The organism is Duganella radicis (assembly GCF_009720825.1).
Classification (GTDB): domain Bacteria; phylum Pseudomonadota; class Gammaproteobacteria; order Burkholderiales; family Burkholderiaceae_D; genus Rugamonas; species Rugamonas radicis.
On sequence record NZ_WNKY01000052.1, the window covers coordinates 1 to 21,366 of the forward strand.

Below are 21,366 nucleotides of genomic sequence, written 5' to 3' on the forward strand. Positions count from 1 at the left end.
GGCGGGCGCGGGGAGCGGTGCCGGCGCCGGCGTGGCGGGCGCGGCGGCGGCGCCCAGCGGCACGGCCAGCATCAGGGCGGTGTGGATCAGGAAGCGGACGAGCAGGCGCATACGGGCTCCGGGCGGAAGTGGGACGCGAGGCTTATTGTACTAGCTCGACAGGCCCGCCGCCCGGCGCGGCGGCTCGGCGCCTCAGTGACTCAGTGACTCAGCGGTAGCGGTACAGCGGCTGTTGCAGCTGAATCGGCCGGATATCCATGCGCAGCTTGAGCACGGAGTACGCCTCCACCTCGGTCGAGCTGTAGCCGACGCTGTTGATGGTTTTGCTGAAACGGAACTCGAAGCCCAGCTCCGGGTTGAAATCGCGCGGATTGCCGAAGGCGATGCCGATGGCTTCCTGCTGGGCGTTGTCGATCAGATTCACCATCAGATCCAGCACCGCGTTGTTGCCGAGGATGTCGTTGGTGTAGACCGGCTCGCGGGTGTCGGGCTGGTTCGGGTCGAGCTTGTTGTCGGCCTTGTCCGGCGACGGCGTGAACTCGCGGCTCACGAGATTGAATTTATCGCCGCGGTCCAGATAGCTGATGGTGGCGTTGGAAATATTGAAGCCCTTGATGCCGCGGTCGGTGATGGCGGCCGACAAGTCCAGCAGCAGCGCGCCGCTGTAGCCGATGATCTCGACGTCGCGCTTGGCGTTGACCACCATGGCGGTGTTCTCGTCGATGCCGAGGCCGATCTGGTAGCCCTTCTTCAGCATCACCGGGATCATGCGCGCGAAGCGGCCGCGCACCAGCAGGTGCTGGTCGACGAACACATCGTCGCCGATGAAGCCGAGGCCGGGGGCGATCTCGTGGCCGTCGTTGACGCCCTGCTTGAGCATGTCCAGCGTCGGCTTGGCGTCGTAGAACATGGTGGTGCTCATGATGGCCGCGCCGGCGCTGGAGCCGGCCACCACGCCGCCGTCGCGGTACACGTCCCACACCGCGTCCAGCGCGGCGGTGTGCGAGCCGTCCGGGCGCACCAGCGCGCGCGTGATGCGCGCCTGGTCGCCGCCGGTGAAATAGATGCCGGTGGCCGAATGGATCATGGCCACGGTTTCCGGGTCCTCGGCCGCCTTGCGGTAGTCGCTGTTGGGCCAGGTCACCCCGAGCGGGATGGCGAAGGCCTGGGCGCCGTACTGGTTCAGCTTGTTGACCGTGGCCTGGGCGGCGTTTTCCGGGTTGATCGAGGCCGAGCCGAACACGCCGATGCGCGCGCCCTTGCCGCCGGCCAACTGCACGATGCGCTGCCAGACCTCGGCGTTTTCCGTGCGCAGGCCGCCGCCGATGATGACCAGGTTGCCCGCCGGCGGCGCCAGCACCGGCTTGGGCGGCGGCACCGCCTTGGCCGGCTTGCTGCTCTTGCCCGGCACCTGCACCTTGGGCACCGGCGTGGTCTGGATCGTCGTGGCCGCCTGCGCGGCGCAGGCCAGCGCCAGCAGCCAGAGCATGCACAGGTGCAGGCCCAGCTGCCGCAGCGTCAAACCAGTTACTTTCATGTTCCCCTTCCGATCAAGCCAATTGCCAGATGATACCAAGCAATTGCTTAAAAACGCATTACTTGAACGCGTAATTTACACTGGCGTAGAGGCGGCGGCCGCGGACGTCGGTGTAGGTCGGGTCGTAGCCGGAGATGAAGTAAAACGCCTGGTTGGAGAACGGCGGCGCGGTGTCGAACAGGTTCTGGATGCCGGCGCGCAGCTTCAGGGCCTTGCTGGCCTGCCACGAACCGCTCAGATCCCACAGCGAATACGCCTTCACGCGGTTGGGCGCCACCACCGTGCCGCTGTTGGTGTCGACCGCCGAGTTCTGGTCCTCATAGCCGCTGGAATAGGTGTTCGACAGGGTGGCGGCCCACGGTCCCCGGTCCCAGTCGAAGCTGATGGTGTGGCGCCAGCGCTGCACCACGCCCTCGGTGACAAAGCGGCCCAGGTTGCTGACATAGGGGCTGTCGTGCTCGGTCTGCAACTTGGAGTCGGTGACATAGGTGCCGCTCAGGCGGCCGCCGAAGCGGCCGGCCCAGGTCTGCACGCCGCGGAAATCGATGGTCAGGTCGAGCCCGGCCGCCTTCTGGGCGCCGCGGTTTTCCTTGTACAGGTCGATATACTCGATCAGCTGGTCCTCGTCGCGGTGGATCAGGTTGGCGTACTTGACCGGGTTGGCCAGCAGCACGTCGTCGCCGATCTCGGCGATCAGGTCGGTGCGCTTGATGTTCCAGTAGTCGAGCGACAGCATCACCTGTTTCGACGGCTGCAACACCACGCCCACCGAGAACTGGCGACTGCGCTCGGGCTTGAGGTTGGGGTTGGAATGGCGGTGGGTGATCCAGGCGTCGGCGCAGGCCGCGTAATCGTTGTCGACCGTGGCGCAATACACCGGGTCGGGCAGCGTGGCGGTGGCGCTTTCCTGGGTCGGGCGGTACAGGTCGGTCATCGACGGCGCGCGGAAGCCGCGTCCGGCCGAGGCGCGGAACAGCATGGTGTTGCTCGGCATGTAGCTGAGGCCGATTTTCGGGCTGGCGGCGCCGCCCACCACCTGGTAGTGGTCGTAGCGGGCCGACAGCTGGGCTTCCCACTGCTTGGTCAGCGGCAGCAGCAGCTCGCCGTACACCGCCTTGATGTTGCGGGCGTAGCTGGTGGCGGTGGCGCCGTCCGACCAGTCGTCGTTGTTGATGTTGTCGCTCATCAGCAGCGCCGACGGGTTGTAGTCGGTCTTTTCGCGCCGCAGCTCGCCGCCCAGCGCCAGCATGGCGTCGCCGCCGGCCAGCGCGCCGACCGCGTGCGACACCTTCCAGTCCAGCGAGTCCATGGTGCCGCGCGCGTGGCGCACCTCCTGGTTGACCTGGATGCTGTTGATCAGGTCCAGGCCGGCCTGGGTGGACGGGCCGAACGGGTTGATCAGGCCATCCTCGATGCCGGCCACCAGTTTGTCGTACAGCAGGTAGCCGTGGGTGTCGCGGTCGCGCACCACGTTGACGCTGTGGTTGAGGCCGATGTCATAGTCCCAGCCGTTGCGGCTGCCGCTCAGGCCGACCACATAGCGCTGGCTCTCGCTGACCACCTCCGAGGTGCGCTTGCCGGCCTCGGGGATGCGCATGCGCAGCTGGACGGTCGGGTCGCCGCCGGCCTCCTCCGAGCCGAGGTCGTAGCCGGCCAGGCCCGGCACCCGGGTGTAGTCGACGTAGACGCCGGTGATGCGCGCGGCCGAGGCCGCGTACCAGCTGCGCGCGCGGCTCAGCGCCACCTCGGCGTACAGCTGGTTGTCCGGATTGAGTTGCAGCACGCCGCGCGACAGCAGATTGGCCTTTTCCGTGCGCGGGTACAGCTCGGTGTCGCGCATGTAGTTGTAGGTGCAGCCATCGACCCCGCCGATGCCGGCGGGCAGGTAGACGTTGGCCGGGCCGTTGCAGGTGGGCACCGAGGGATTGAACACGCGGCCGCTCAGCGGCTTGCCGTTGAGGGTGTAGCCGTGGTTGTTCAGGTAGTCGAGCTGGTCGCCGCTCAGGCGCACATTAGCCGGCGCGGTGACGCCGGACAGCAGGTGCGGCAGGCGCTCGGTGATGTGCAGGTCGTTGATGAAGCCGCGTTGCAGGGTCGACAGCGCGTCGGTGCGCTGGAAGTCGGCCACCGCGAAGATGTTGTAGCCATCCCTGGCCAGGTCGCCATGGCCGGCGGTCAGGCTGGCGGTGCGCTTGCCGGCGCCGCCCTCGCGGGTCTTGAGGCCATAGGCGTTCAGCTCGACGCCCTGGAAGTCCTTGCGGGTGATGAAGTTGATCACGCCGCCGATGGCGTCGGTGCCGTACAGGGCCGAGGCGCCGTCCAGCAGCACTTCGACGCGGGCGATGGCGGCCGCCGGGATGTTGTTGAGGTCGACGCCGGTGTCGTCGCCGGGCGAGGCGAAGTTGGCCATGCGGCGGCCGTTCAGCAGCACCAGGGTGGACGAGGTGCCGATGCCGCGCAGGTTGGCGCTGTTGAAGCCGCGCTGGTCCTTGCCGTCGGAGATGCTGCCGGCGTCGGTCAGGCCGTTGAGGTTGGCCGACAGGCGGGCCAGGATTTCGCTGGCGGTGGTGACGCCGACCTTGTCGATCTCGTCGCGGGTGATGACCTGCACCGGCAGCGCGGTTTCCGCCTCGATGCGCTTGATGGCCGAGCCGGTGATTTCCACCCGCGGCAGCGGGGCGGCGGCCGGCGCGGCCGGCGCGCCCTGCGCGTCCTGCGCCACGGCCGGGGCCAGCAGGCCGGCAACCGCGCCCATGCCCAGCGCCAGGCGTACGGCGCGCGCCATCATGGTTGCTTTCATATACTCTCCCTGATATTCGATCTGTAAATAATTCATTTAAGCTAACTGTACGCACATGTAGCCAAAAACTCAAGGAAGCGCCCCGCCTGCGATTTACTTTGTGAAAATAGTGCTACATACTCAACCCTTCACGAATCAGCGGGACTCGCCATGCAAGCCATTACTCATCCTTTATCCGGGCCGCACGCCAATGCCGCGTATGCGCTGACCAGTTTCCACTTCGGCGCGCCGGGCGGCGGCAAGAAGGTCTACATCCAGGGCTCGCTGCACGCCGACGAGGTGCCGGGCATGCTGGTGTCGCAATTCCTGCGCAGCGAGCTGGCGGCGCTGGAAGCGGCCGGCCAGATCCACGGCGAAATCATCCTGGTGCCGGCCGCCAATCCGATCGGGCTGGCGCAGGCCATCCACGGCGCGGCGTTCGGGCGCTTCGACCTGACCACCGGCGTCAACTTCAACCGCGCCTACAAGCACGTGGCCAACGATCTGAAAAAATCGCTGGAAGGCAAGCTGGGCCAGGACGCGGCGGCCAACGTGGCGCTGATCCGCGAGCACGCGCGCGCCTCGATCGCCGACTGGCAGCCGGCCACCGACGCCGAGACGCTCAAGAAAACCCTGATGACGCTGGCGATCGACGCCGACATCGTGCTCGACCTGCATTGCGACAACGAGGCGGTGCTGCACATCTACGCCGGCACGCCGCTGGCGGAGGCGATCGCGCCGCTGTCGGCCATCATGGGTTCGCACGCGACGCTGCTGGCCTACGAGGCCGGCGGCGAACCGTTCGACGAGGCGTGCAGCCGCCTGTGGTGGGATCTGGACAACCATTTCGCGCAGCGCTTCCCGATCCCGCCGGCCTGCCTGTCGACCACGGTGGAGCTGCGCGGCGAGATGGAGGTGAGCTACGCGCTGGCGCGCAAGGACGCGGCCGGCCTGCTGCAATTCCTGACCCTGAACGGCGTGCTGGGCGACGCGGCGGCGCAGGCGGCGGCAGCGGCGGCGGTGCCGGCGCCGCTGTGCGCGGCCACGCCGCTGGAAGGGGTGGAGCCGGTGTATGCGCCGCATGCCGGCATCCTGATCTACACGCGCGAGCTGGGCGCGAAGGTGGCGGCCGGCGACGCACTGGCCGACCTGATCGACCCGGTCAGCGGCGAGACCACGGTGCTGCGCGCCACGGTGGACGGCGTGTTCTTCGCGCGCAGCGCGCACCGCCATGTGATCCGCGGCATGAACGTCGGCAAGGTGGCGGGCGCCAGGGCTTATCGTGAGGGCGACCTGCTGAGCGCATGATGAAGAAGAAACTCAAACTCCCGCACACCTTCGTCCTGCTGTTCATCATCCTGGCGCTGATCGCCGCGGCCACCTGGCTGGTGCCGGGCGGGAAGTACGACACCCATCTGGTCAACGGCAAGCAGCTGATCAATCCGGACAGCTTCCACTACATCGCCAGCAATCCGCAGGGGCTGGTGGCGCTGATGAAGGCGCCGATCAAGGGCTTTGTCGAGGCGGCGCAGATCATCGGCTTCGTGCTGATCGTCGGCGGCGCGTTCGCCGTGTTGCAGAAGACCGAGGCGATCGACGCGATGATCAAGTCGCTGGCCAAGGCGCACGCGAGTTCGGCCTTCATCCAGAAGGCGCTGATCCCGGTGTTCATCACCCTGTTCTCGATCGGCGGCGCGACCTTCGGGATGAACGAGGAGGCGATCCCGTTCATCCTGATCTTCGTGCCGCTGGCGCTGGCGCTGGGCTACGACACGGTGGTGGGCGTGTCGATTCCGTTCCTGGGCTCGCAGGTGGGCTTCTCGGCGGCGTTCCTGAATCCATTCAACGTCGGCATCGCGCAGGGCATCGCCGGGGTGCCGGTGTTTTCCGGCTGGGGCTACCGGCTGATCGTGTGGGTGATCGCGACGACGGTGACCATCGCCTTCATGATGTGGTACGCGGCGCGCGTCAAGCGCGATCCGACCCTGAGCCCGACCTACGCGCTGGATCTGGAAAAGCGCAAGGACTTGCCGGCGGGTGGCGTGGCCGACTTCCACGGCATGACCGCGCGTCACAAGCTGGTGCTGTGGATCTTCGCCGGCTCGCTGGCGGTGATGGTGTTTGGCGTGGTGCACTACGAGTGGTACATCGACGAAATCGCGGCCCTGTTCCTGTCGATGGCGATCGTGATCGGGCTGGTGGGCAAGCTCGATTCGACCCAGATCGTGGAAGGCTTCATGCAGGGCGCGCGCGACCTGGTGGGGACGGCGCTGGTGATCGCGCTGGCGCGCGGCACGCTGGTGCTGGCGCGCGACGCCCACATCATCGACACCATGCTGCACGCGCTGATGCCGCTGGTGCAGTCGGCGCATCCGGTGTTCGCGGCGTGGAAAATGTTCGGCATCCAGACCGTGATCAACTTCTTCATCCACTCGGGCAGCGGACAGGCGGCGCTGACCATGCCGATCATGGCGCCACTGGCGGACTTGGTGGGCGTGACGCGCCAGACCGCCATCCTGGCGTTCCAGTTCGGCGAATTCACCACGCCGATGATCCCGACCTCGGGCATCACGGTCGGCGTGCTGGCGTTGGCGCGCATTCCCTGGATCACCTGGGCCAAGTGGATGATCCCGCTACAACTGATCTACGCCGTGCTGGCGCTGGCCCTGCTGGTCCCGCCGTGCCTGATGAACTGGCAATGATCAAAAGCGCTGGCGCCCCGGGGATAGGTCTAAACTCTATATGTGGAACGCTGTTCACGCAAAGGCGCTGTTGCGGGGAGGAAGATCGATGTCTAACTTTATTGAAAAATGCCTGGCGCGCAAAGCCTCGCCCGAGGATATCGATGACTACATCGATCAATGGCATGACAATCCCGGTAACCAAACGCTGCACGAATTCCTCGGTATGACGCGCGATGAATATGCCGGCTGGGTTGCCGACGCAGCAATCCTAGCGGCCATCATTAATTCGCGTAGAGTTTCCAAGGACAGCTCTTCTTCAGCGCTGCCGGACGAAACGGCCGGATGAACTGGCAGTTATTCAATCCAGCTGGCGGCGCGCGCGGCGGCGGCGCTCGATGCCAGGGCGGCGCTGGTTGGCCGCCTCGCCGGAGCGCCAGTCGCCGGCGCGCATCCAGCCTTCATTGCGGGGGCACTGAATCCAGATGTCGCGCCAGGCATTGCGCACACAGCCACATACCTCGTTGGCCCAGCCACGCGGCGTGACGAAAACGAGGCATTTTTCGAGGCAAAACGAGACAAAACGAGGCATGTGGTGGGGATACACAACCGTGTGTATATAGCCGGCATCAAGGTTGTATAGACAGGACTGATGGATTTTAGGGTTTATAATCTGCTGTTGATCCTCCGCGCACTTCCTCTATTTGACTATGACTGCACAACTCTCCAAAAAGGCCGAAGCCTGGTCGGCCCGCTTCAACGAACCGGTTTCGGACCTCGTCAAACGCTACACCGCCTCGGTGTTTTTCGACAAGCGCCTGGCCAAGGCCGACATCCAGGGCTCGCTGGCCCACGCTGAGATGCTGGCCGCCCAGGGCATCATCAGCGCCCAGGACCGCGCCGAGATCGAGCGCGGCATGGCGCAGATCGGCGCCGAAATCGAGGCCGGCCAGTTCGAATGGCTGCTCGACCTGGAAGACGTGCACCTGAATATCGAAAAACGCCTGACCGAGCTGGTCGGCGACGCCGGCAAGCGCCTGCACACCGGCCGCTCGCGCAACGACCAGGTGGCCACCGACATCCGCCTGTACGTGCGCTCGGCCATCGACGACGTGCTGGCCCTGCTGAACGCCCTGCGCGGCGCCCTGACCGACCTGGCCGAAAAGAACGCCGACACCATCCTGCCGGGCTTCACCCACATGCAGGTGGCGCAGCCGATCACCTTCGGCCACCACATGCTGGCCTACGTGGAAATGTTCGGCCGCGACGCCGAGCGCATGGCCGACGCCCGCAAGCGCGTCAACCGCCTGCCGCTGGGCGCCGCCGCGCTGGCCGGCACCACCTTCCCGATCGACCGCGTGCGCGTGGCCAAGACGCTGGGCTTCGACGACGTCTGCCACAACTCGCTGGACGCCGTGTCGGACCGCGACTTCGCCATCGAGTTCACCGCCGCCGCCTCCTTGATCATGACCCACATCTCGCGCATGTCGGAAGAGCTGATCATCTGGATGAGCCCGCGCGTGGGCTTCATCGACATCGCCGACCGCTTCTGCACCGGCTCGTCGATCATGCCGCAAAAGAAAAACCCCGACGTGCCGGAACTGGCGCGCGGCAAGACCGGCCGCGTGTATGGCCACCTGATGGGCCTGCTGACCCTGATGAAGGGCCAGCCGCTGGCCTACAACAAGGACAATCAGGAAGACAAGGAGCCGCTGTTCGACACGGTGGACACGGTGGTCGACACCCTGCGCATCTTCGCCGACATGGCCGGCGGCATCACCGTCAAGCCGGACAATATGCGCGCGGCCGCCCTGCAAGGCTACGCCACCGCCACCGACCTGGCCGACTACCTGGTCAAGAAGGGCCTGCCGTTCCGCGACGCCCACGAAGCCGTGGCCCACGCCGTGCGCGCCTGTGACGACCTGAAGATCGACCTGGCCGAGATGTCGCTGGAGCAGCTGCGCGCCTTCTCCACCCTGATCGAGGACGACGTGTTTGCCGTGCTGACGCTGGAAGGCTCGGTCGCCGCGCGCGACCACGTCGGTGGCACCGCGCCCAACCAGGTCCGCGCCGCCATCGCCCGCGTGCGCGCACAATTGAAGTAATCCCCCCGGCGGCGCCGTCCCGGCGCCGCCCGCATCCGCCCGCTGTTTGATCTAGCGCAGTACCGCGTCCCGCCATCGTTCTAGCGTGAAGTCATCTACCACGGAGGATGACATGAAACCACGCACACCCCTGCTTGCCGCACTCGCCCTGGCCGCCGCCCTGACGCCGCCGCTGGCGCGCCCCGCCCAACTGATGTCCGCCCCGGTGGCCGTCGCCACCCCGCAGGACAGCGCCGCGCTGGTGGCGCGCCTGAGCGCGCTGGACGCCCGTCCCGGCCTCACCAACGACTACAGCTTCCGCATCAGCAGCCAGCATCCCGGCGTGGTCGGCCAGAAAATCACCCGCGCCCAGCACACCTACAAGGGCTTGCGCGTGTTCGGCTCGGAATCGGTGGTGGTCACCAACGCCGCCGGCGAGATCCTCAGCGTGGCCGCCTCCGACCGCCGCCCCGGCCTGGCGCCGCAAGCCACCACGCCCAGCGGCATCACCCCGCCGCTGCCGGCCGACCTCACGCCCCGCCTGAACAGCGACGACGCCATCCGCGCCGCCGTGCAAGCCATCGCCCCGGCCGGCACCCACCGCTGGCCGCCCGGCGCCGAACTGCTGATCTACCCGCTGATGAAGTCCGCCCGCACGGCGGCCGCCGCCAACAAGCCCGAGGACCAGCTCAACGCCCTCGACCTGGAGGAAGTGGTGGACCGCTACGCGCTGGCCTGGCTGGTGCAGCTGCGCATGGCGCAGGACGGCCGGCTGGTCTACTACGACGTGGTGATCGACGCCCGCGACGGCAGCCTGATCGCCAAATGGCCGGCGCTGCAAACCGTCACCGGCATCGGCAACAGCCAGTACAACGGCCAGGTGCCGATCAGCACCTCCGCCACCGCCAGCGGCTTCCAGATGCTCGACAGCACGCGCGGCAGCGGCGGCAAGTTCGGCGGCATGGCCATCACCAACGCCAACCACAGCTCGCCCAACAACCCCGATCCCGGCAACGTCTACACCAACAGCGGCAACACCTGGGGCGACGGCAAGCAGTACAGCGGCGGCAGCACCACCGACGCCAACGGCCAGACCGCCGCCGTCAACGCCCTGTGGGGCCTGATGAACACCTACGACACCAACAAGAACGTGCTGGGCTGGCAATCGCTGGACGGCAACAACACCGCCACCTACATCGCCGCCCACGTCGGCAGCGCCTACGACAACGCCTTCTACGACGACAGCTGCAAGTGCATGTACATCGGCGACGGCAACAGCTTCTACAGCCTGGGCGCGATCGACGTCATCGGCCACGAAATGTCGCACGGCGTGACCGCCTCCACCGCCGACCTGATCTACGCCGGCGAATCCGGTGGCCTCAACGAGTCGAACTCCGACATCGGCGGCGAGATGGTGGAGGCCTACGCGCGCGCCGGCGGCACCGGCAACAGCGTGCCCGCCAGTGGCAACGACTGGATGATGGGCAAGGAAATCAGCAAGAGCGGCCAGCCGCTGCGCTGGATGTACAAGCCGAGCAAGGACGGCAGCAGCCCGGACGCCTGGAGCGCCAACCTGAAAAACCTCGACGTCCACTACTCCAGCGGCCCCAACAACCGCATGTTCTACTTCCTGGCACAGGGCTCCAGCGCCGACCCGGCCAGCGACTACCACAGCCCCTACCTGACGCGCGCCCCGGCCGCCATGAGCGGCATCGGCACCGACAAGGCCTACCGCATCTGGTTCAAGGCCCTGACCACCAAATTCACCTCGTCCACCAACTACGCCGACGCCCGCAACAAGGTGCTGCAGGCGGCGCAGGAACTGTATGGCGCAAGCTCGAAGGAAGCCATCGCCGTGCAGCGCGCCTACGCCGCCATCAACGTCGGCGCCGACATCGATGAAGCCGGTGACGGAGGTGGCGGCGGCGGTGGTGGCGGCCAGGCCACCGAGCGCGTCGTCAACGGCGGCTTCGAGGACGGCGCCACCGGCTGGAGCGGCAGCACCTACGTGATCGGCACCCACAGCGCCCAGCCGGCGTACGAGGGCACGCGCTACGCCTGGCTGGGCGGCAACGGCCGGCGCAGCAGCGAAACGCTGACCCAGCGGGTCGACATCCCGGCCGCCGCCACCAGCGCGCAACTGAGCTTCGCCCTGCACATCGACACCGCCGAAACCAGCAACACCGTGTACGACACCCTGACCGTGTCGCTGCGCGCGGCCGGCGGCGCGGCGCTGGCCACGCTGGCCACCTACACCAACCTGACGCCGGCGGCCGGCTACCAGCTGCGCAGCTTCGACCTGCTGCCGTTCAAGGGACAAAGCGTGACCCTGTCGTTTGCCATGCGCGAAGACCGCTCCAAGCAAACCTCCTTCGTGCTCGACAAGGTCAGCCTGCTGACCAAATGATCAGCGCAGCGACACGAACACCGGGTTCGAATAGAACCACAGGCTGCGGTAGTTACGGTCGTTGATATCGTTGAAGCGCTGGGTGTTGTCGGTGGCGCCGGTGCGCTGGTCGGCCAGCGGCTCGCCGCCCGAGGTCAGGCCGGCCACATCCACGCCCAGATTGGTGCCACGCAGGCGGAAGTACTGGTTCTTGCTGGCGGTGGTCTCGTACGTCACGCTGTAATAGCCGTCCGCATCGAGCTTCCAGTCGGCCGCCGTGAAGCGCTTGACCACGCGCGTGCTGGCGTTGCTGGCGACGCTGTAGGCCGCGCTGCCCGGCGTGGCCTTGGCGCCGACATCGCCGGCGATCAGATCGACGTGATCGACCACCGGCTTGACGTTGGCCGGCGTGCCGCTGTCGACCGGCTTCTCATAATTATTCCTGGCCGGCGACTTGAAGCGGATCGTGATCGTGACCTTGTCGCCCGCCACCACTTTCAGCTCGCCGCCCATCTCCTTGCGGTCATCCTTGCTGGCCAGGTTGAAGTCCAGCGCATTGATCAAGTCACCGTACACCGAGAACATCTTGCCCGAGCGCAGACCGGCCAGCAGATCCTTCAAGGCCGGCGCGCCGGTGGCGCTGTTGAACACATAATTCTTCGCATACTCGCCGGGGAAATAGCCGCTGCTGTTGCCGCCGACGATCTTGAAGTGCGTGTCCGAATCGGTCAGGTTCCAGATGCGGCGGCCCTCGCCCAGCAGCGCATCCCACGGCCCGCCCAGCTTGGCCACCACGTAATCGACGCCGCCATACACGCGCAGCGGCGCATTGTCGTCGGTGTAGGCCGCGGTGTAGCCGCCGCGGTCCGGCTCCATCTGATTGCCCACCATGCCCTCGATGGCAAACATGATATTCGGCGCGGCGTCGTTGAAGGCGCGGAAGTCGGCGATGGTGTAGCTGCCCTTGTTGCGCGACGGGTGATTGATCACCGCGTAGCTGCTGTCCGGATAATTCTGCTTCAGCCAGTTGATCGCTTGCAGCGCATCGGCGGCGGTCTTGTTGTAGCGCGTCTCGCCGTATTTTGCCTTCCACGCCGCCACGTCGGCGGCGTCGAACATCGCCGGGTCGCGCGTGGTGAACAGGTACTCGAACTCCTTCATGCCCTTGGTGCTGGCGGCGGCGCCGTCGAACAGGCCGATGCCGATATGGTCGTGGGTCGGCATGTCCCATTCGAAGCCGGAGAAAATCAGCTTGTCGGCGTAGGTGCCGGCCGCTTGCAGCGCCTTCACGCGCGGGATCTCGTAGCGCTCCACGCCAAGCGACAGCGGAATCGACGCCGCCAGCGTGGCGCCCTTCTCATCGCGGGTGGAGACGCGCAGGTGATTCGACACCGCCATCCAGTCCAGCCCATAGCTGGTGAAGGCCTTGGACAGAATCTTGTCCAGCGTCTGGCTGACATCGGCGTCGGCCGACTGCGTGGTGTGGGTGTGCAGATCGCCGGCGATCCAGCGGCCGGCCGGCAGCGGCGGCACCACGCTCTGTGGTTCGTTATCGCCGCCGCAGGCAGCGATGGTCAACGCGGCGACGAGGGCGGAAGGGAGCAGCAGTTTTTTATACGACATGGAAGCTATCCTGAAGAAGTGGGGAACAGAGAAGCGCGCAACATAACATTCGTGTGTGACGGCCGAATGACCTGCTATCATCGTGCGCTCAGGCGGGCGATCCCCGCGCACAACTTCAGGATATAAAAATGACCATAGGCATAGGCGGAAAGACCATCGACGAGGCGCTGGCCTCCCTGTCGGACATGACGGCGGGCGCGGTCCCCATCGGCAAAGACGAACACCTGCAACGCATCGCCCGCGCGCAGGCAACCATGCAGGCGCAGGGCATCGCCGCCATCTACATCAACGCCGGCGCCAACCTCACCTACTTCACCGGCACCAAGTGGCACGCCAGCGAACGCATGGTCGGCGCCATCCTGCCGGCGCAAGGCCATGTCGAGTACATCGCCCCCGCCTTCGAAGAGAGCACGCTGAAAGACTTCATGCTGGTGGACGGCGCGGTCAACTGCTGGCACGAGCACGAAAGCCCGTACGCCCTGTTCATCTCTGTGCTGAAACGCCTGGGCATCGCGCCGAATTCGGCACAGCCGCCGCGCGTGGGCATTTGCGAAAGCGCCGCCTTCTTCATCTACGATGGCATCCGCCCGCTGGCCGAAGGCTACGCGCTGGAAAACGCGCGCACCGTCACCGCCCACTGCCGCACCCGCAAATCGGCCGCCGAAATCGCCCTGATGCAGCGCGCCAAAGACATGACGCTGGCGGTGCACATCGCCGCCGCCAGCATTCTGCGCGAGGGCATCACCACCAAGGAAGTGGAAGACTTCATCGACCGCGCCCACCGCAAGGTCGGCGCGCCGGGCGGCTCGTACTTCGTGATCGTGCTGTTCGGCGAAGCCACCGCCTACCCGCACGGCGTGAGCTACGTGCAAACCCTGAAAGCCGGCGACACGGTGCTGATCGACACCGGCTGCAAACTGCACAACTACATCTCCGACATCACCCGCACCTACGTGTATGGCCCGATCAGCGAACGCCAGCGCTCCGTGTGGAACAGCGAGAAGAAAGCGCAGGCGGCCGCCTTCGCCGCGGCCCAGCTGGGCGTGCCGTGCGAGGCAGTGGACGCCGCCGCCCGCCGCTCGCTGGAGGCGGATGGCTTCGGCCCCGGCTACAAGCTGCCCGGCCTGCCGCACCGCACCGGCCACGGCATCGGTCTCGACATCCACGAATGGCCGTATCTGGTCGGCGGCGACAAGACCGCGCTGGACGTCGGCATGTGCTTCTCCAACGAACCGATGATCTGCATCCCCGGCGAATTCGGCGTGCGCCACGAAGACCACTTCTACATGAGCGCCAGCGGCCCCAAATGGTTCACCGAACCGGCCCACAGCATCGACGACCCGTTTGGCCTCGACCGCTGATAACTCGTGACCAAGCCCCCAGGCGATGAGCGTGCCCGTTCGACCGCGTTGACACGCCTGCCGTGGCGCGGCGCGCTCATGGCCGCCAGCGTGGGACTGGCCATGCTGATGACGGCATGCGGCGGCGGGGGCGGCGCGACCGGTACCAGCGTCGCTGTCACGCCGACGCCGACGCCGACGCCAACGCCCACACCGGTGCCGGCGCCAACAGTCACGGTGGACCAGGGCGTCACCACCACCTGGGTCAACGTCACCTCCGCGCCTCCCGCCATCACGCCGGGCAGCTGGCGCGCCGGCGGTCCCGGCCCGGCGCAATCCGGCTTCCGGCTGGTCAGGGAATCCAGCCATTTCGCCTTCTATTCGGACGAGGCATTGTCCGAGGCCGACCTCGACCTGGCCGCCCAGACCCTGGAGCAGATTGTCTGGCAAAACCTGTTCAGCACCAACCTCGTGATGCCGGAACCATTTTTCAACCAGGCGGACAAGATCAAGCCGGCCGTCCACATCCATTCCGGCATGGAACTGACCGGCGGCGCCTGGATCGACGACCAGGGCAAGCAACACCTGGGCATGTGGATCGGGCCGGAGGCGCTCAGGGACCACTGGGGCCTCACCCACGAATTCACCCACGGCTGGCAGGCGTGGGCCACCCGCAACAACGGACTGGACTGCCCGCAGTCCAACACCTGCGGCTGGATACACGAGAGCCATGCCAACTTCACGCCGCACCAGTTGCCGGAGTACCAGGACAATGTGCATTGCTCCGAAATGCTGCCCAACGCGCCGCACCTCTACCTGGGTTCGACGCGCGACCGCTACTGCAACTGGCAGTTCATGCAATTCATCAAGGACAAGTACGGTCCCGAGGCGGTCACGCGGATCTGGACCACCGCCGGCGCCGATCCACTGACCAACCTCCAGACATCGCGCGGCTGGACGCTGGCCCAGCTCAACGACTTCATGGGCGACTGGGCCATGCATAACGTGGTGTGGGACTACAAGTCCCGGCCCGACGCCTTCCGCAACAGCTACGGCGACATCACCCGGACCGACAAGACCGAACGCCTGCGCCGCCTGATGCCGCTGGAAGCGCTGGACGACAACTGGAGCAGCAACCGCCGTTTCGTGGCGCCGTTCCACGGCGCGCCGCAACGCTTCGGCTACAACGTGGTCCGGCTGTATCCGGCCGACGGCGCGGACACGGTCACGGTGAACTTCCGTGGCGTCAGCCAGGCCGGCGCGGACGCCGACTTCCGCTGGGGCCTGGTGGCCACCGACGCCCAGTTCAGCTCGGCCCGCTACAGCGCCCTGCAACGTGGCCTGGACGCCAGCCTCAGCTTCAAGGTCAATCCGGGCGAGCCGCTGTTCCTGGTGGTGACCGCCACGCCGTCGGTGTTCCAGAGCATCGTCTGGGACCAGGACTACAACACCATCTGGCGCTACCAGTACATGATCGAACTGGCCAACGCCTGGCCCCAGGGCTTCGGCAACGGCCAGCGCGACGCCTGCCCGACCGGCACCGCGCGCCACGCCAACGGCGGCGGCTGCGCGCCGGCGACCACGCCGGCCACGGTGTACGTCGGCCCCTACGCCACCATCCTGCCTGGCGCGCAGGCCAGCGGCACGGCGCGCATCGAAGACCAGGCCATCATCGTCAACGGCGCGGTCAGCGGCGGCACCGTGGGCGGCCTGAGCGTGGTCGGCACGGCCGCCAACAGCTTCAACGTGTCGGGCGCCGCCCAGGTGCGCACCAGCTTCTACCCGCTCGGCTTCTTCGAGTCCGGCCAGGGCGCGACGGGCAACCTCAACCTGTACGGCGACGTCGAGTACCGCGGCGCGGGCCTCAACCTCAGCGCCGGCAACCGCTCCGGCCTCGTCGACGCCGAATCGACCCTGGGTTCAGCCACCGACATCAATCAAAAAGCCACACGGAGCTGGCGCAATTGAGCGCCACAGCTATGCTAGAGTGCAGGTCTACCAGGAGGGAATGATATGAAACGAGTGACCGGCATCGGCGGTATCTTCTTTTATGCGCAGGACCCGAAAGCGCTGGGCGAGTGGTACAAGCACCATCTTGGCATCGACGTGCAGGCCTGGGGCGGCGCGGCGTTCGACTGGCGCGGCGACGACGGCCAGCCGGTGGGCGGTACCACCGCGTGGTGCATCTCGGCCGCCGACAGCGACGCCTTCGCGCCCGGCAGCAAGCCCTTCGTGGTCAACTACCGCGTGCACGACCTGCCGGCCCTGCTGCAAGCCCTGCGTGACGAGGGCTGCAACGTGCTCGATAAAACTGACGACTCGGAGTTCGGCAAGTTCGGCTGGGTGATCGACCCGGAGGGCAACAAGGTCGAACTGTGGCAGCCGCCGCCCGGCCAGTAACTCAGCCCTGCATGCGCTTGAGGCGGAAGTAGAAGTAGTACGGCGCGCTCACTTGCAGCGCGCCGTCGGCGCCGCGCCGGATCACCACGCGGTTGGAATCCCAGCGCAGCCAGCGCGGGCCGCGATGCCGGTAGATGCTGCCTTCCGCCGTCTCGCCATCCGCCACAAAGCCGGCCTGCTCGACGCGGCCGGTAAAGCTGCCGCCATGCTCCGCCGCCACACTGCCGTGCACCGGCAGGCAGGCCAGCAGCGACGGCAGGTTGCCGGCAATGCCGCCAATGATGGCGCCGCGCCAGAACGGCCCTGCCACCGCCGGCGCCAGCATCAGTCCGAGCACGACGATGACGGCGACGATGGCGCCGAACAGCAGCCAGTCGCGCGCGGTCAGCAGCGGACTGAATCCCATGGATTGTTTGATGAAGGTTGATCTCATGCCGACATCATACTCCGCTTCATCACCAAGGTAAGAATGTCATAGCTGGCCACCAGCTCGTCGCGCTGGTTGGTGACCTGCACGTCCCACGCCACCACGCCCTGCCCCACGCCCTTGTCGTCGGTGCGGTTGCGGTCGACCTTGCGCTTGCAGGTCAGACGCGCGCGGATGGTGTCGCCGATCACCACCGGCGCCACGAAGCGCAGATTATCCAGCCCGTAGTTGGCCAGCACCGGCCCCGGCGCCGGCGACACGAACAACCCGGCCGCCGCCGACAGCACGAAGTAGCCATGGGCGATGCGCTGGCCGAACTGCGTGTCGCGCGCCGCCACCTCGTCGAAGTGCATGTAGAAGTAGTCGCCCGAGACGCCGCCGAAATTCACGATGTCGGCCTCGCTCACCGTGCGCCGGTGCGTCAGCAGCGAATCGCCGATCGCCAGATCCTCGAAGTGCTTGCGGAACGGATGCACTTCGCTCTCCTGCACCGCCGCGCCGCGCACGTATTCGCCGGTCACCGCCGCCAGCATGGTCGGCGAGCCTTGCAGCGCCGCCCGTTGCAGGAAGTGACGCACCGCGCGAATGCCGCCCAGTTCTTCGCCGCCGCCGGCGCGTCCCGGCCCGCCGTGCTTGAGCTGCGGCAGCGGCGAGCCATGGCCGGTGGAGTCCACCGCCGCCTCGCGGTCCAGCACCAGCACGCGGCCGTGCGAGGCCGCCGCCACCGGCACCGCGTAGGCCGCGATGGCCGGCTCTTTCGTCACCAGCGTCGACACCAGCGAACCCTTGCCGCGCGCGGCCAGCGCCAGCGCCTCGTCGATGCCGTGGTAGCTGATGATGGTGCTGACCGGCCCGAAGGCCTCGACATCGTGCACCGCCTCGTTGCGCTGGCCGTCGCGGCACAACAGCAGGGTCGGCGCGAAGAACGCGCCCTCGCTCACGCCCTCGCCCAGCGGCGCGAAGCCGTCACGGGCGCTGAACAGCACCTCATTGCCGCGCGCCAGTTGCTCGACGCGCTCGGCCACATCGCGCTGCTGATCGCGCGAAGCCAGGGCGCCCATGCGCACGCCTTCCACTGATGGATCGCCGACGCTGACCTTCGCCAGCCGCTCGCGCAGGCGCGTGCCCACCGCGTCCACCATGTGGTCCGGCACCATGATGCGGCGGATGGCGGTGCACTTCTGCCCCGCCTTGCCGGTCATCTCGCGTGCCACCTCTTTCACGAACAGGTCGAACTCGGCGTCGTCCGGCGTCACGTCCGGCGCCAGGATGGCGCAGTTGAGCGAATCCGCTTCGGCGGTGAAGGGCACCGAGTTGGCGATCAGGTTGCGGTTGGCGCGCAGCTTGGCCGCCGTGTCGGCCGAACCGGTGAAGGTCACCACATCGCTGCCGCCCAGCCGGTCCAGCAAATCGCCGGTGCTGCCGATCACCAGTTGCAGCGCGCCCGCCGGCAACAGGCCGGATTCGTGCATCATGCGCACCAGCGCCTCGGTCAGATAGCTGGTGGCGCTGGCCGGCTTGGCGATGCACGGCATGGCCGCCAGGAAGCTCGGCGCGAATTTCTCCAGCAAACCCCAGATCGGGAAGTTGAAGGCGTTGATGTGCACCGCCAGCCCGCCGCGCGGCACCAGGATGTGGGTGCCGGCGAAGCCGCCGTTCTTCCCCAGCGCCATGGCCGGGCCTTCGTGCAGCACGTTGGACGACGGCAGCTCGCGGCTGCCCATGCTGGCGTAGGCGAACAGCGTGCCGGTGCCGCCTTCGATATCGACCCAGCTGTCGGCGCGGGTGGCGCCGGTCTGGTGCGAGATGGCGTACAGCTCTTCCTTGCGGTTCAACAGATACAGCGCCAGCGCCTTGAGCCGCGCCGCGCGCTGCTGGAAGTTCAGCTGCATCAGCGCCGGGATGCCGGTTTTGCGCGCGTGCATGATGGCTTCATCGAAGTCGATGCGGTCGGCGTGCGTGTGGTAGATGACGGCGTTGGTCAAGGCGCTATGCAGCGGCGTGGCCGCCTCGCTGCCGATCCAGCGGCCGGCGATAAAGCTTTGCAGTGTTTGTGGCATGGTGCGGTCTCCGTTCATGTTGATCTGTTGCGGCGCTCGCGGCGCCCGGTGCGCAATCCTGCGCTGGCCTGCGCCCCGCGTTCGCGCGCGTGCGGTGCGCGGCTAGGCGCTGGCGTTCTTGTGCAAGTGGAGCGGCAGTGCGCTGTCCCATTCGATGCGCTTGCGGTCCGGTTCGGGCGCGGTCAGCGCTTCGGTCTCGCGCATGGTCCGCATCGAGCGCACCGCCAGCTCCTGGTACTGCCCGGTGCCGCCAGTCTTCCACACGATCTCCTCGTCGCTCAGCGCGCGCATCACCTTGGCCGGCGAGCCGACCGCCAGGCTGCGCGGCGGAATCTCCATCCCCGCCCGCACAAAGCTCATGGCGGCGACAATGCTGTCCGCGCCCACCACCGCGTTATCCATGATGACGCTGTTCATGCCGACCAGCGCATTGCGGCCGATGCGGCAGCCATGCAGCACCGCGCCATGGCCGATATGCCCATCCTGCTCGACCACCGTGTCGCAGCCGGGGAAGCCGTGCATCACGCAGGTGTCCTGCAAGTTGGCGCCCTTCTCCAGCACCAGCCGCCCGAAGTCGCCGCGCAGCGCCGCCAACGGACCGACATAGCAGCGCGGCCCGACAATCACATCGCCGATCAGCACCGCGCTCGGATGCACATAGGCGGTCGGATGCACCACCGGCGTCACGCCATTGATTTCATAGACCTTGACCATGTCAGCCCCGCTTGCGCAGATCGACCACGCGCCGCGCCTTGCCGGTCAGCGTGCGCTCGATGCCGTTGGGCGGCAGCAGCTTGACCTGCGTGCTGACGCCGACATTGGTCTTGATGCGCTGCTCCAGCTCGCGCGCCAGCGCCTCGACCTCGCCGGCGGCCGCGCCGGCCGCCACCTCCGGCCGCAACTCGGCCAGCACATCCAGCTTGTCCAGATGCCCCTCGCGGCTGACCACCAGCTGATATTGCGGCGCCAGTTTCGGCATCTTGCAAATCAACTCCTCGATCTGCGACGGGAACACGTTCACACCACGGATGATCAGCATATCGTCCGAGCGCCCGGTGATCTTGCCGATGCGGCGCATGCTGCGTGACGTTGGCGGCAGCAGGCGCGTGAGATCGCGCGTGCGGTAGCGGATGATGGGCAGCGCCTCTTTCGATAGCGACGTGAATACCAGCTCCCCGTCCTCGCCGTCCGGCAGCACCTCGCCGGTTTCGGGATCGATGATCTCCGGGTAGAAGTGGTCTTCCCAGATCACCGGCCCGTCCTTGCTCTCGATGCACTCGCTGGCCACGCCCGGCCCCATCACCTCCGACAGGCCGTAGATGTCCACCGCGTCGATGCCGGCGCGCTGCTCGATCTCGGCGCGCATGGCGTCGGTCCAGGGCTCGGCGCCAAAGATGCCGACCTTCAGCGAACTGGCCGCCGCGTCCAGTCCCTGACGCTGGAATTCCTCCACGATGTTGAGCATGTACGACGGCGTCACCATGATGATGGACGGCTTGAAGTCCTGGATCAGTTGCACCTGCTTCTCGGTCTGACCACCCGACATCGGCACCACCGTGCAGCCCAGCCGCTCGGCGCCATAGTGCGCGCCAAGGCCGCCGGTGAACAGGCCGTAGCCGTAAGCGACGTGCACCATGTCGCCACGCCGGCCACCGGCGGCGCGGATCGAGCGCGCCACCACATCGGCCCAGGTGTCAATATCGTTCTGCGTGTAGCCCACCACCGTCGGCTTGCCGGTGGTGCCGCTCGACGCATGCACCCGCACCACGCGCTCCCGCGGCACGGCGAACATGCCGAACGGGTAGTTGTCGCGCAGTTCCTTCTTGGTCGTGAACGGGAATTTGGCGATGTCGGCCAGCGTGCGCAGGTCGTCCGGATGAACGCCGGCGGCGTCGAAGGCGGCGCGGTAGTGCGGCACATTGTCATAGGCGTGGCGCAGCGACCACTGCATGCGTTGCAGTTGCAGCGCTTGCAGCTCGTCGCGGCTGGCGCGCTCGATCGGCTCAAGGTCGGATGGCGCGGGCGTGCGTTGGACCATCGGTGTCTCCT

16 protein-coding genes are annotated in these 21,366 nt (G+C 66.9%); 8 read left to right on the forward strand and 8 right to left on the reverse strand.

Annotated elements, in window-relative coordinates:
* Positions 1-208: 208 nt before the first annotated feature.
* On the reverse strand, positions 209-1,537 hold the full coding sequence (locus GM676_RS27175; protein WP_155467380.1) for a cyanophycinase: 1,329 nt from the start codon (positions 1,535-1,537) through the stop codon (positions 209-211).
* A 58-nt stretch (positions 1,538-1,595) separates the two neighbouring features.
* A complete protein-coding gene (locus GM676_RS27180) occupies positions 1,596-4,337 on the reverse strand; it encodes a TonB-dependent receptor (protein ID WP_155467383.1) in 2,742 nt (913 codons plus the stop codon).
* Positions 4,338-4,487: 150 nt separating this feature from the next.
* On the opposite strand from GM676_RS27180, the gene GM676_RS27185 reads away from it, so the two are divergent.
* The 3 genes from GM676_RS27185 to GM676_RS27195 all read left to right on the forward strand — a co-directional run bounded on the left by GM676_RS27185 (position 4,488) and on the right by GM676_RS27195 (position 7,346).
* Complete coding sequence (locus GM676_RS27185; RefSeq protein WP_155467386.1) at positions 4,488-5,624, forward strand: succinylglutamate desuccinylase/aspartoacylase family protein; 1,137 nt, start codon at positions 4,488-4,490, stop codon at positions 5,622-5,624.
* Positions 5,621-7,018 carry a YfcC family protein gene (locus GM676_RS27190; RefSeq protein WP_155467389.1) on the forward strand — a complete coding sequence of 466 codons (1,398 nt, stop codon included), beginning with the start codon at positions 5,621-5,623 and terminating at the stop codon, positions 7,016-7,018. The genes GM676_RS27185 and GM676_RS27190 overlap by 4 nt, the downstream gene beginning before the upstream one ends.
* An 88-nt stretch (positions 7,019-7,106) precedes the next feature.
* Positions 7,107-7,346 (forward strand): hypothetical protein, encoded by a 240-nt coding sequence (locus GM676_RS27195; protein ID WP_155467393.1) that lies wholly within the window; start codon positions 7,107-7,109, stop codon positions 7,344-7,346.
* A 12-nt stretch (positions 7,347-7,358) separates the two neighbouring features.
* Here the strand turns inward: GM676_RS27195 and GM676_RS31640 are convergent, their stop codons facing one another.
* On the reverse strand, positions 7,359-7,589 hold the full coding sequence (locus GM676_RS31640) for a hypothetical protein (protein ID WP_170304372.1): 231 nt from the start codon (positions 7,587-7,589) through the stop codon (positions 7,359-7,361).
* 118 nt (positions 7,590-7,707) lie between these two features.
* Here GM676_RS31640 and argH point away from each other — a divergent pair, with 118 nt between their 5' ends.
* Both argH and GM676_RS27210 read left to right on the forward strand, forming a co-directional pair.
* The gene (gene argH, locus GM676_RS27205) at positions 7,708-9,102 is read left to right on the forward strand and encodes an argininosuccinate lyase (RefSeq protein WP_155467399.1); all 1,395 of its coding nucleotides are present in this window, start codon (positions 7,708-7,710) and stop codon (positions 9,100-9,102) included.
* A 112-nt stretch (positions 9,103-9,214) separates the two neighbouring features.
* The gene (locus GM676_RS27210) at positions 9,215-11,488 is read left to right on the forward strand and encodes a M4 family metallopeptidase (RefSeq protein WP_155467401.1); all 2,274 of its coding nucleotides are present in this window, start codon (positions 9,215-9,217) and stop codon (positions 11,486-11,488) included.
* Here GM676_RS27210 and GM676_RS27215 read toward each other — a convergent pair whose 3' ends face one another.
* A complete protein-coding gene (locus GM676_RS27215; protein WP_155467404.1) occupies positions 11,489-13,090 on the reverse strand; it encodes a CehA/McbA family metallohydrolase domain-containing protein in 1,602 nt (533 codons plus the stop codon). It lies immediately after the preceding gene.
* Between the two features lie 134 nt (positions 13,091-13,224).
* On the opposite strand from GM676_RS27215, the gene GM676_RS27220 reads away from it, so the two are divergent.
* From GM676_RS27220 to GM676_RS27230, 3 genes are read left to right on the forward strand one after another with little or no spacing between them, the layout of a single operon-like run.
* Positions 13,225-14,451: a M24 family metallopeptidase gene (locus tag GM676_RS27220; protein WP_371866392.1), complete on the forward strand. Its 1,227-nt coding sequence runs from the start codon at positions 13,225-13,227 to the stop codon at positions 14,449-14,451.
* Positions 14,452-14,457: 6 nt separating this feature from the next.
* Positions 14,458-16,398 carry a DUF6055 domain-containing protein gene (locus tag GM676_RS27225; RefSeq protein WP_211923299.1) on the forward strand — a complete coding sequence of 647 codons (1,941 nt, stop codon included), beginning with the start codon at positions 14,458-14,460 and terminating at the stop codon, positions 16,396-16,398.
* A gap of 45 nt (positions 16,399-16,443) precedes the next feature.
* Entirely contained in the window at positions 16,444-16,830 is a 387-nt protein-coding gene (locus tag GM676_RS27230) for a VOC family protein (protein ID WP_155467409.1), read from the forward strand.
* Position 16,831: 1 nt separating this feature from the next.
* Here the strand turns inward: GM676_RS27230 and GM676_RS27235 are convergent, their stop codons facing one another.
* The 4 genes from GM676_RS27235 to paaK all read right to left on the reverse strand — a co-directional run bounded on the left by GM676_RS27235 (position 16,832) and on the right by paaK (position 21,355).
* Positions 16,832-17,263 carry a hypothetical protein gene (locus GM676_RS27235; protein ID WP_155467411.1) on the reverse strand — a complete coding sequence of 144 codons (432 nt, stop codon included), beginning with the start codon at positions 17,261-17,263 and terminating at the stop codon, positions 16,832-16,834.
* A complete protein-coding gene (gene paaZ / locus GM676_RS27240; RefSeq protein ID WP_155467413.1) occupies positions 17,260-19,317 on the reverse strand; it encodes a phenylacetic acid degradation bifunctional protein PaaZ in 2,058 nt (685 codons plus the stop codon). Before paaZ ends, GM676_RS27235 begins: the two co-directional genes overlap by 4 nt.
* 102 nt (positions 19,318-19,419) lie before the next feature.
* On the reverse strand, positions 19,420-20,031 hold the full coding sequence (locus tag GM676_RS27245; RefSeq protein WP_155467415.1) for a phenylacetic acid degradation protein PaaY: 612 nt from the start codon (positions 20,029-20,031) through the stop codon (positions 19,420-19,422).
* A 1-nt stretch (position 20,032) separates the two neighbouring features.
* A complete protein-coding gene (gene paaK, locus GM676_RS27250; RefSeq protein WP_155467417.1) occupies positions 20,033-21,355 on the reverse strand; it encodes a phenylacetate--CoA ligase PaaK in 1,323 nt (440 codons plus the stop codon).
* Positions 21,356-21,366 lie beyond the last annotated feature (11 nt).

Coding starts and splice junctions, on each gene's coding strand:
- paaZ (WP_155467413.1), bottom strand. CDS start 19,317: ATGCCACAAACACTGCAAAGCTTTATCGCCGGCCGCTGGATCGGCAGC.
- GM676_RS27230 (WP_155467409.1), top strand. CDS start 16,444: ATGAAACGAGTGACCGGCATCGGCGGTATCTTCTTTTATGCGCAGGAC.
- GM676_RS27175 (WP_155467380.1), bottom strand. CDS start 1,537: ATGAAAGTAACTGGTTTGACGCTGCGGCAGCTGGGCCTGCACCTGTGC.
- GM676_RS31640 (WP_170304372.1), bottom strand. CDS start 7,589: ATGCCTCGTTTTGTCTCGTTTTGCCTCGAAAAATGCCTCGTTTTCGTC.
- paaK (WP_155467417.1), bottom strand. CDS start 21,355: ATGGTCCAACGCACGCCCGCGCCATCCGACCTTGAGCCGATCGAGCGC.
- GM676_RS27215 (WP_155467404.1), bottom strand. CDS start 13,090: ATGTCGTATAAAAAACTGCTGCTCCCTTCCGCCCTCGTCGCCGCGTTG.
- GM676_RS27180 (WP_155467383.1), bottom strand. CDS start 4,337: ATGAAAGCAACCATGATGGCGCGCGCCGTACGCCTGGCGCTGGGCATG.
- GM676_RS27190 (WP_155467389.1), top strand. CDS start 5,621: ATGATGAAGAAGAAACTCAAACTCCCGCACACCTTCGTCCTGCTGTTC.
- GM676_RS27245 (WP_155467415.1), bottom strand. CDS start 20,031: ATGGTCAAGGTCTATGAAATCAATGGCGTGACGCCGGTGGTGCATCCG.
- GM676_RS27235 (WP_155467411.1), bottom strand. CDS start 17,263: ATGAGATCAACCTTCATCAAACAATCCATGGGATTCAGTCCGCTGCTG.
- argH (WP_155467399.1), top strand. CDS start 7,708: ATGACTGCACAACTCTCCAAAAAGGCCGAAGCCTGGTCGGCCCGCTTC.
- GM676_RS27195 (WP_155467393.1), top strand. CDS start 7,107: ATGTCTAACTTTATTGAAAAATGCCTGGCGCGCAAAGCCTCGCCCGAG.
- GM676_RS27210 (WP_155467401.1), top strand. CDS start 9,215: ATGAAACCACGCACACCCCTGCTTGCCGCACTCGCCCTGGCCGCCGCC.
- GM676_RS27185 (WP_155467386.1), top strand. CDS start 4,488: ATGCAAGCCATTACTCATCCTTTATCCGGGCCGCACGCCAATGCCGCG.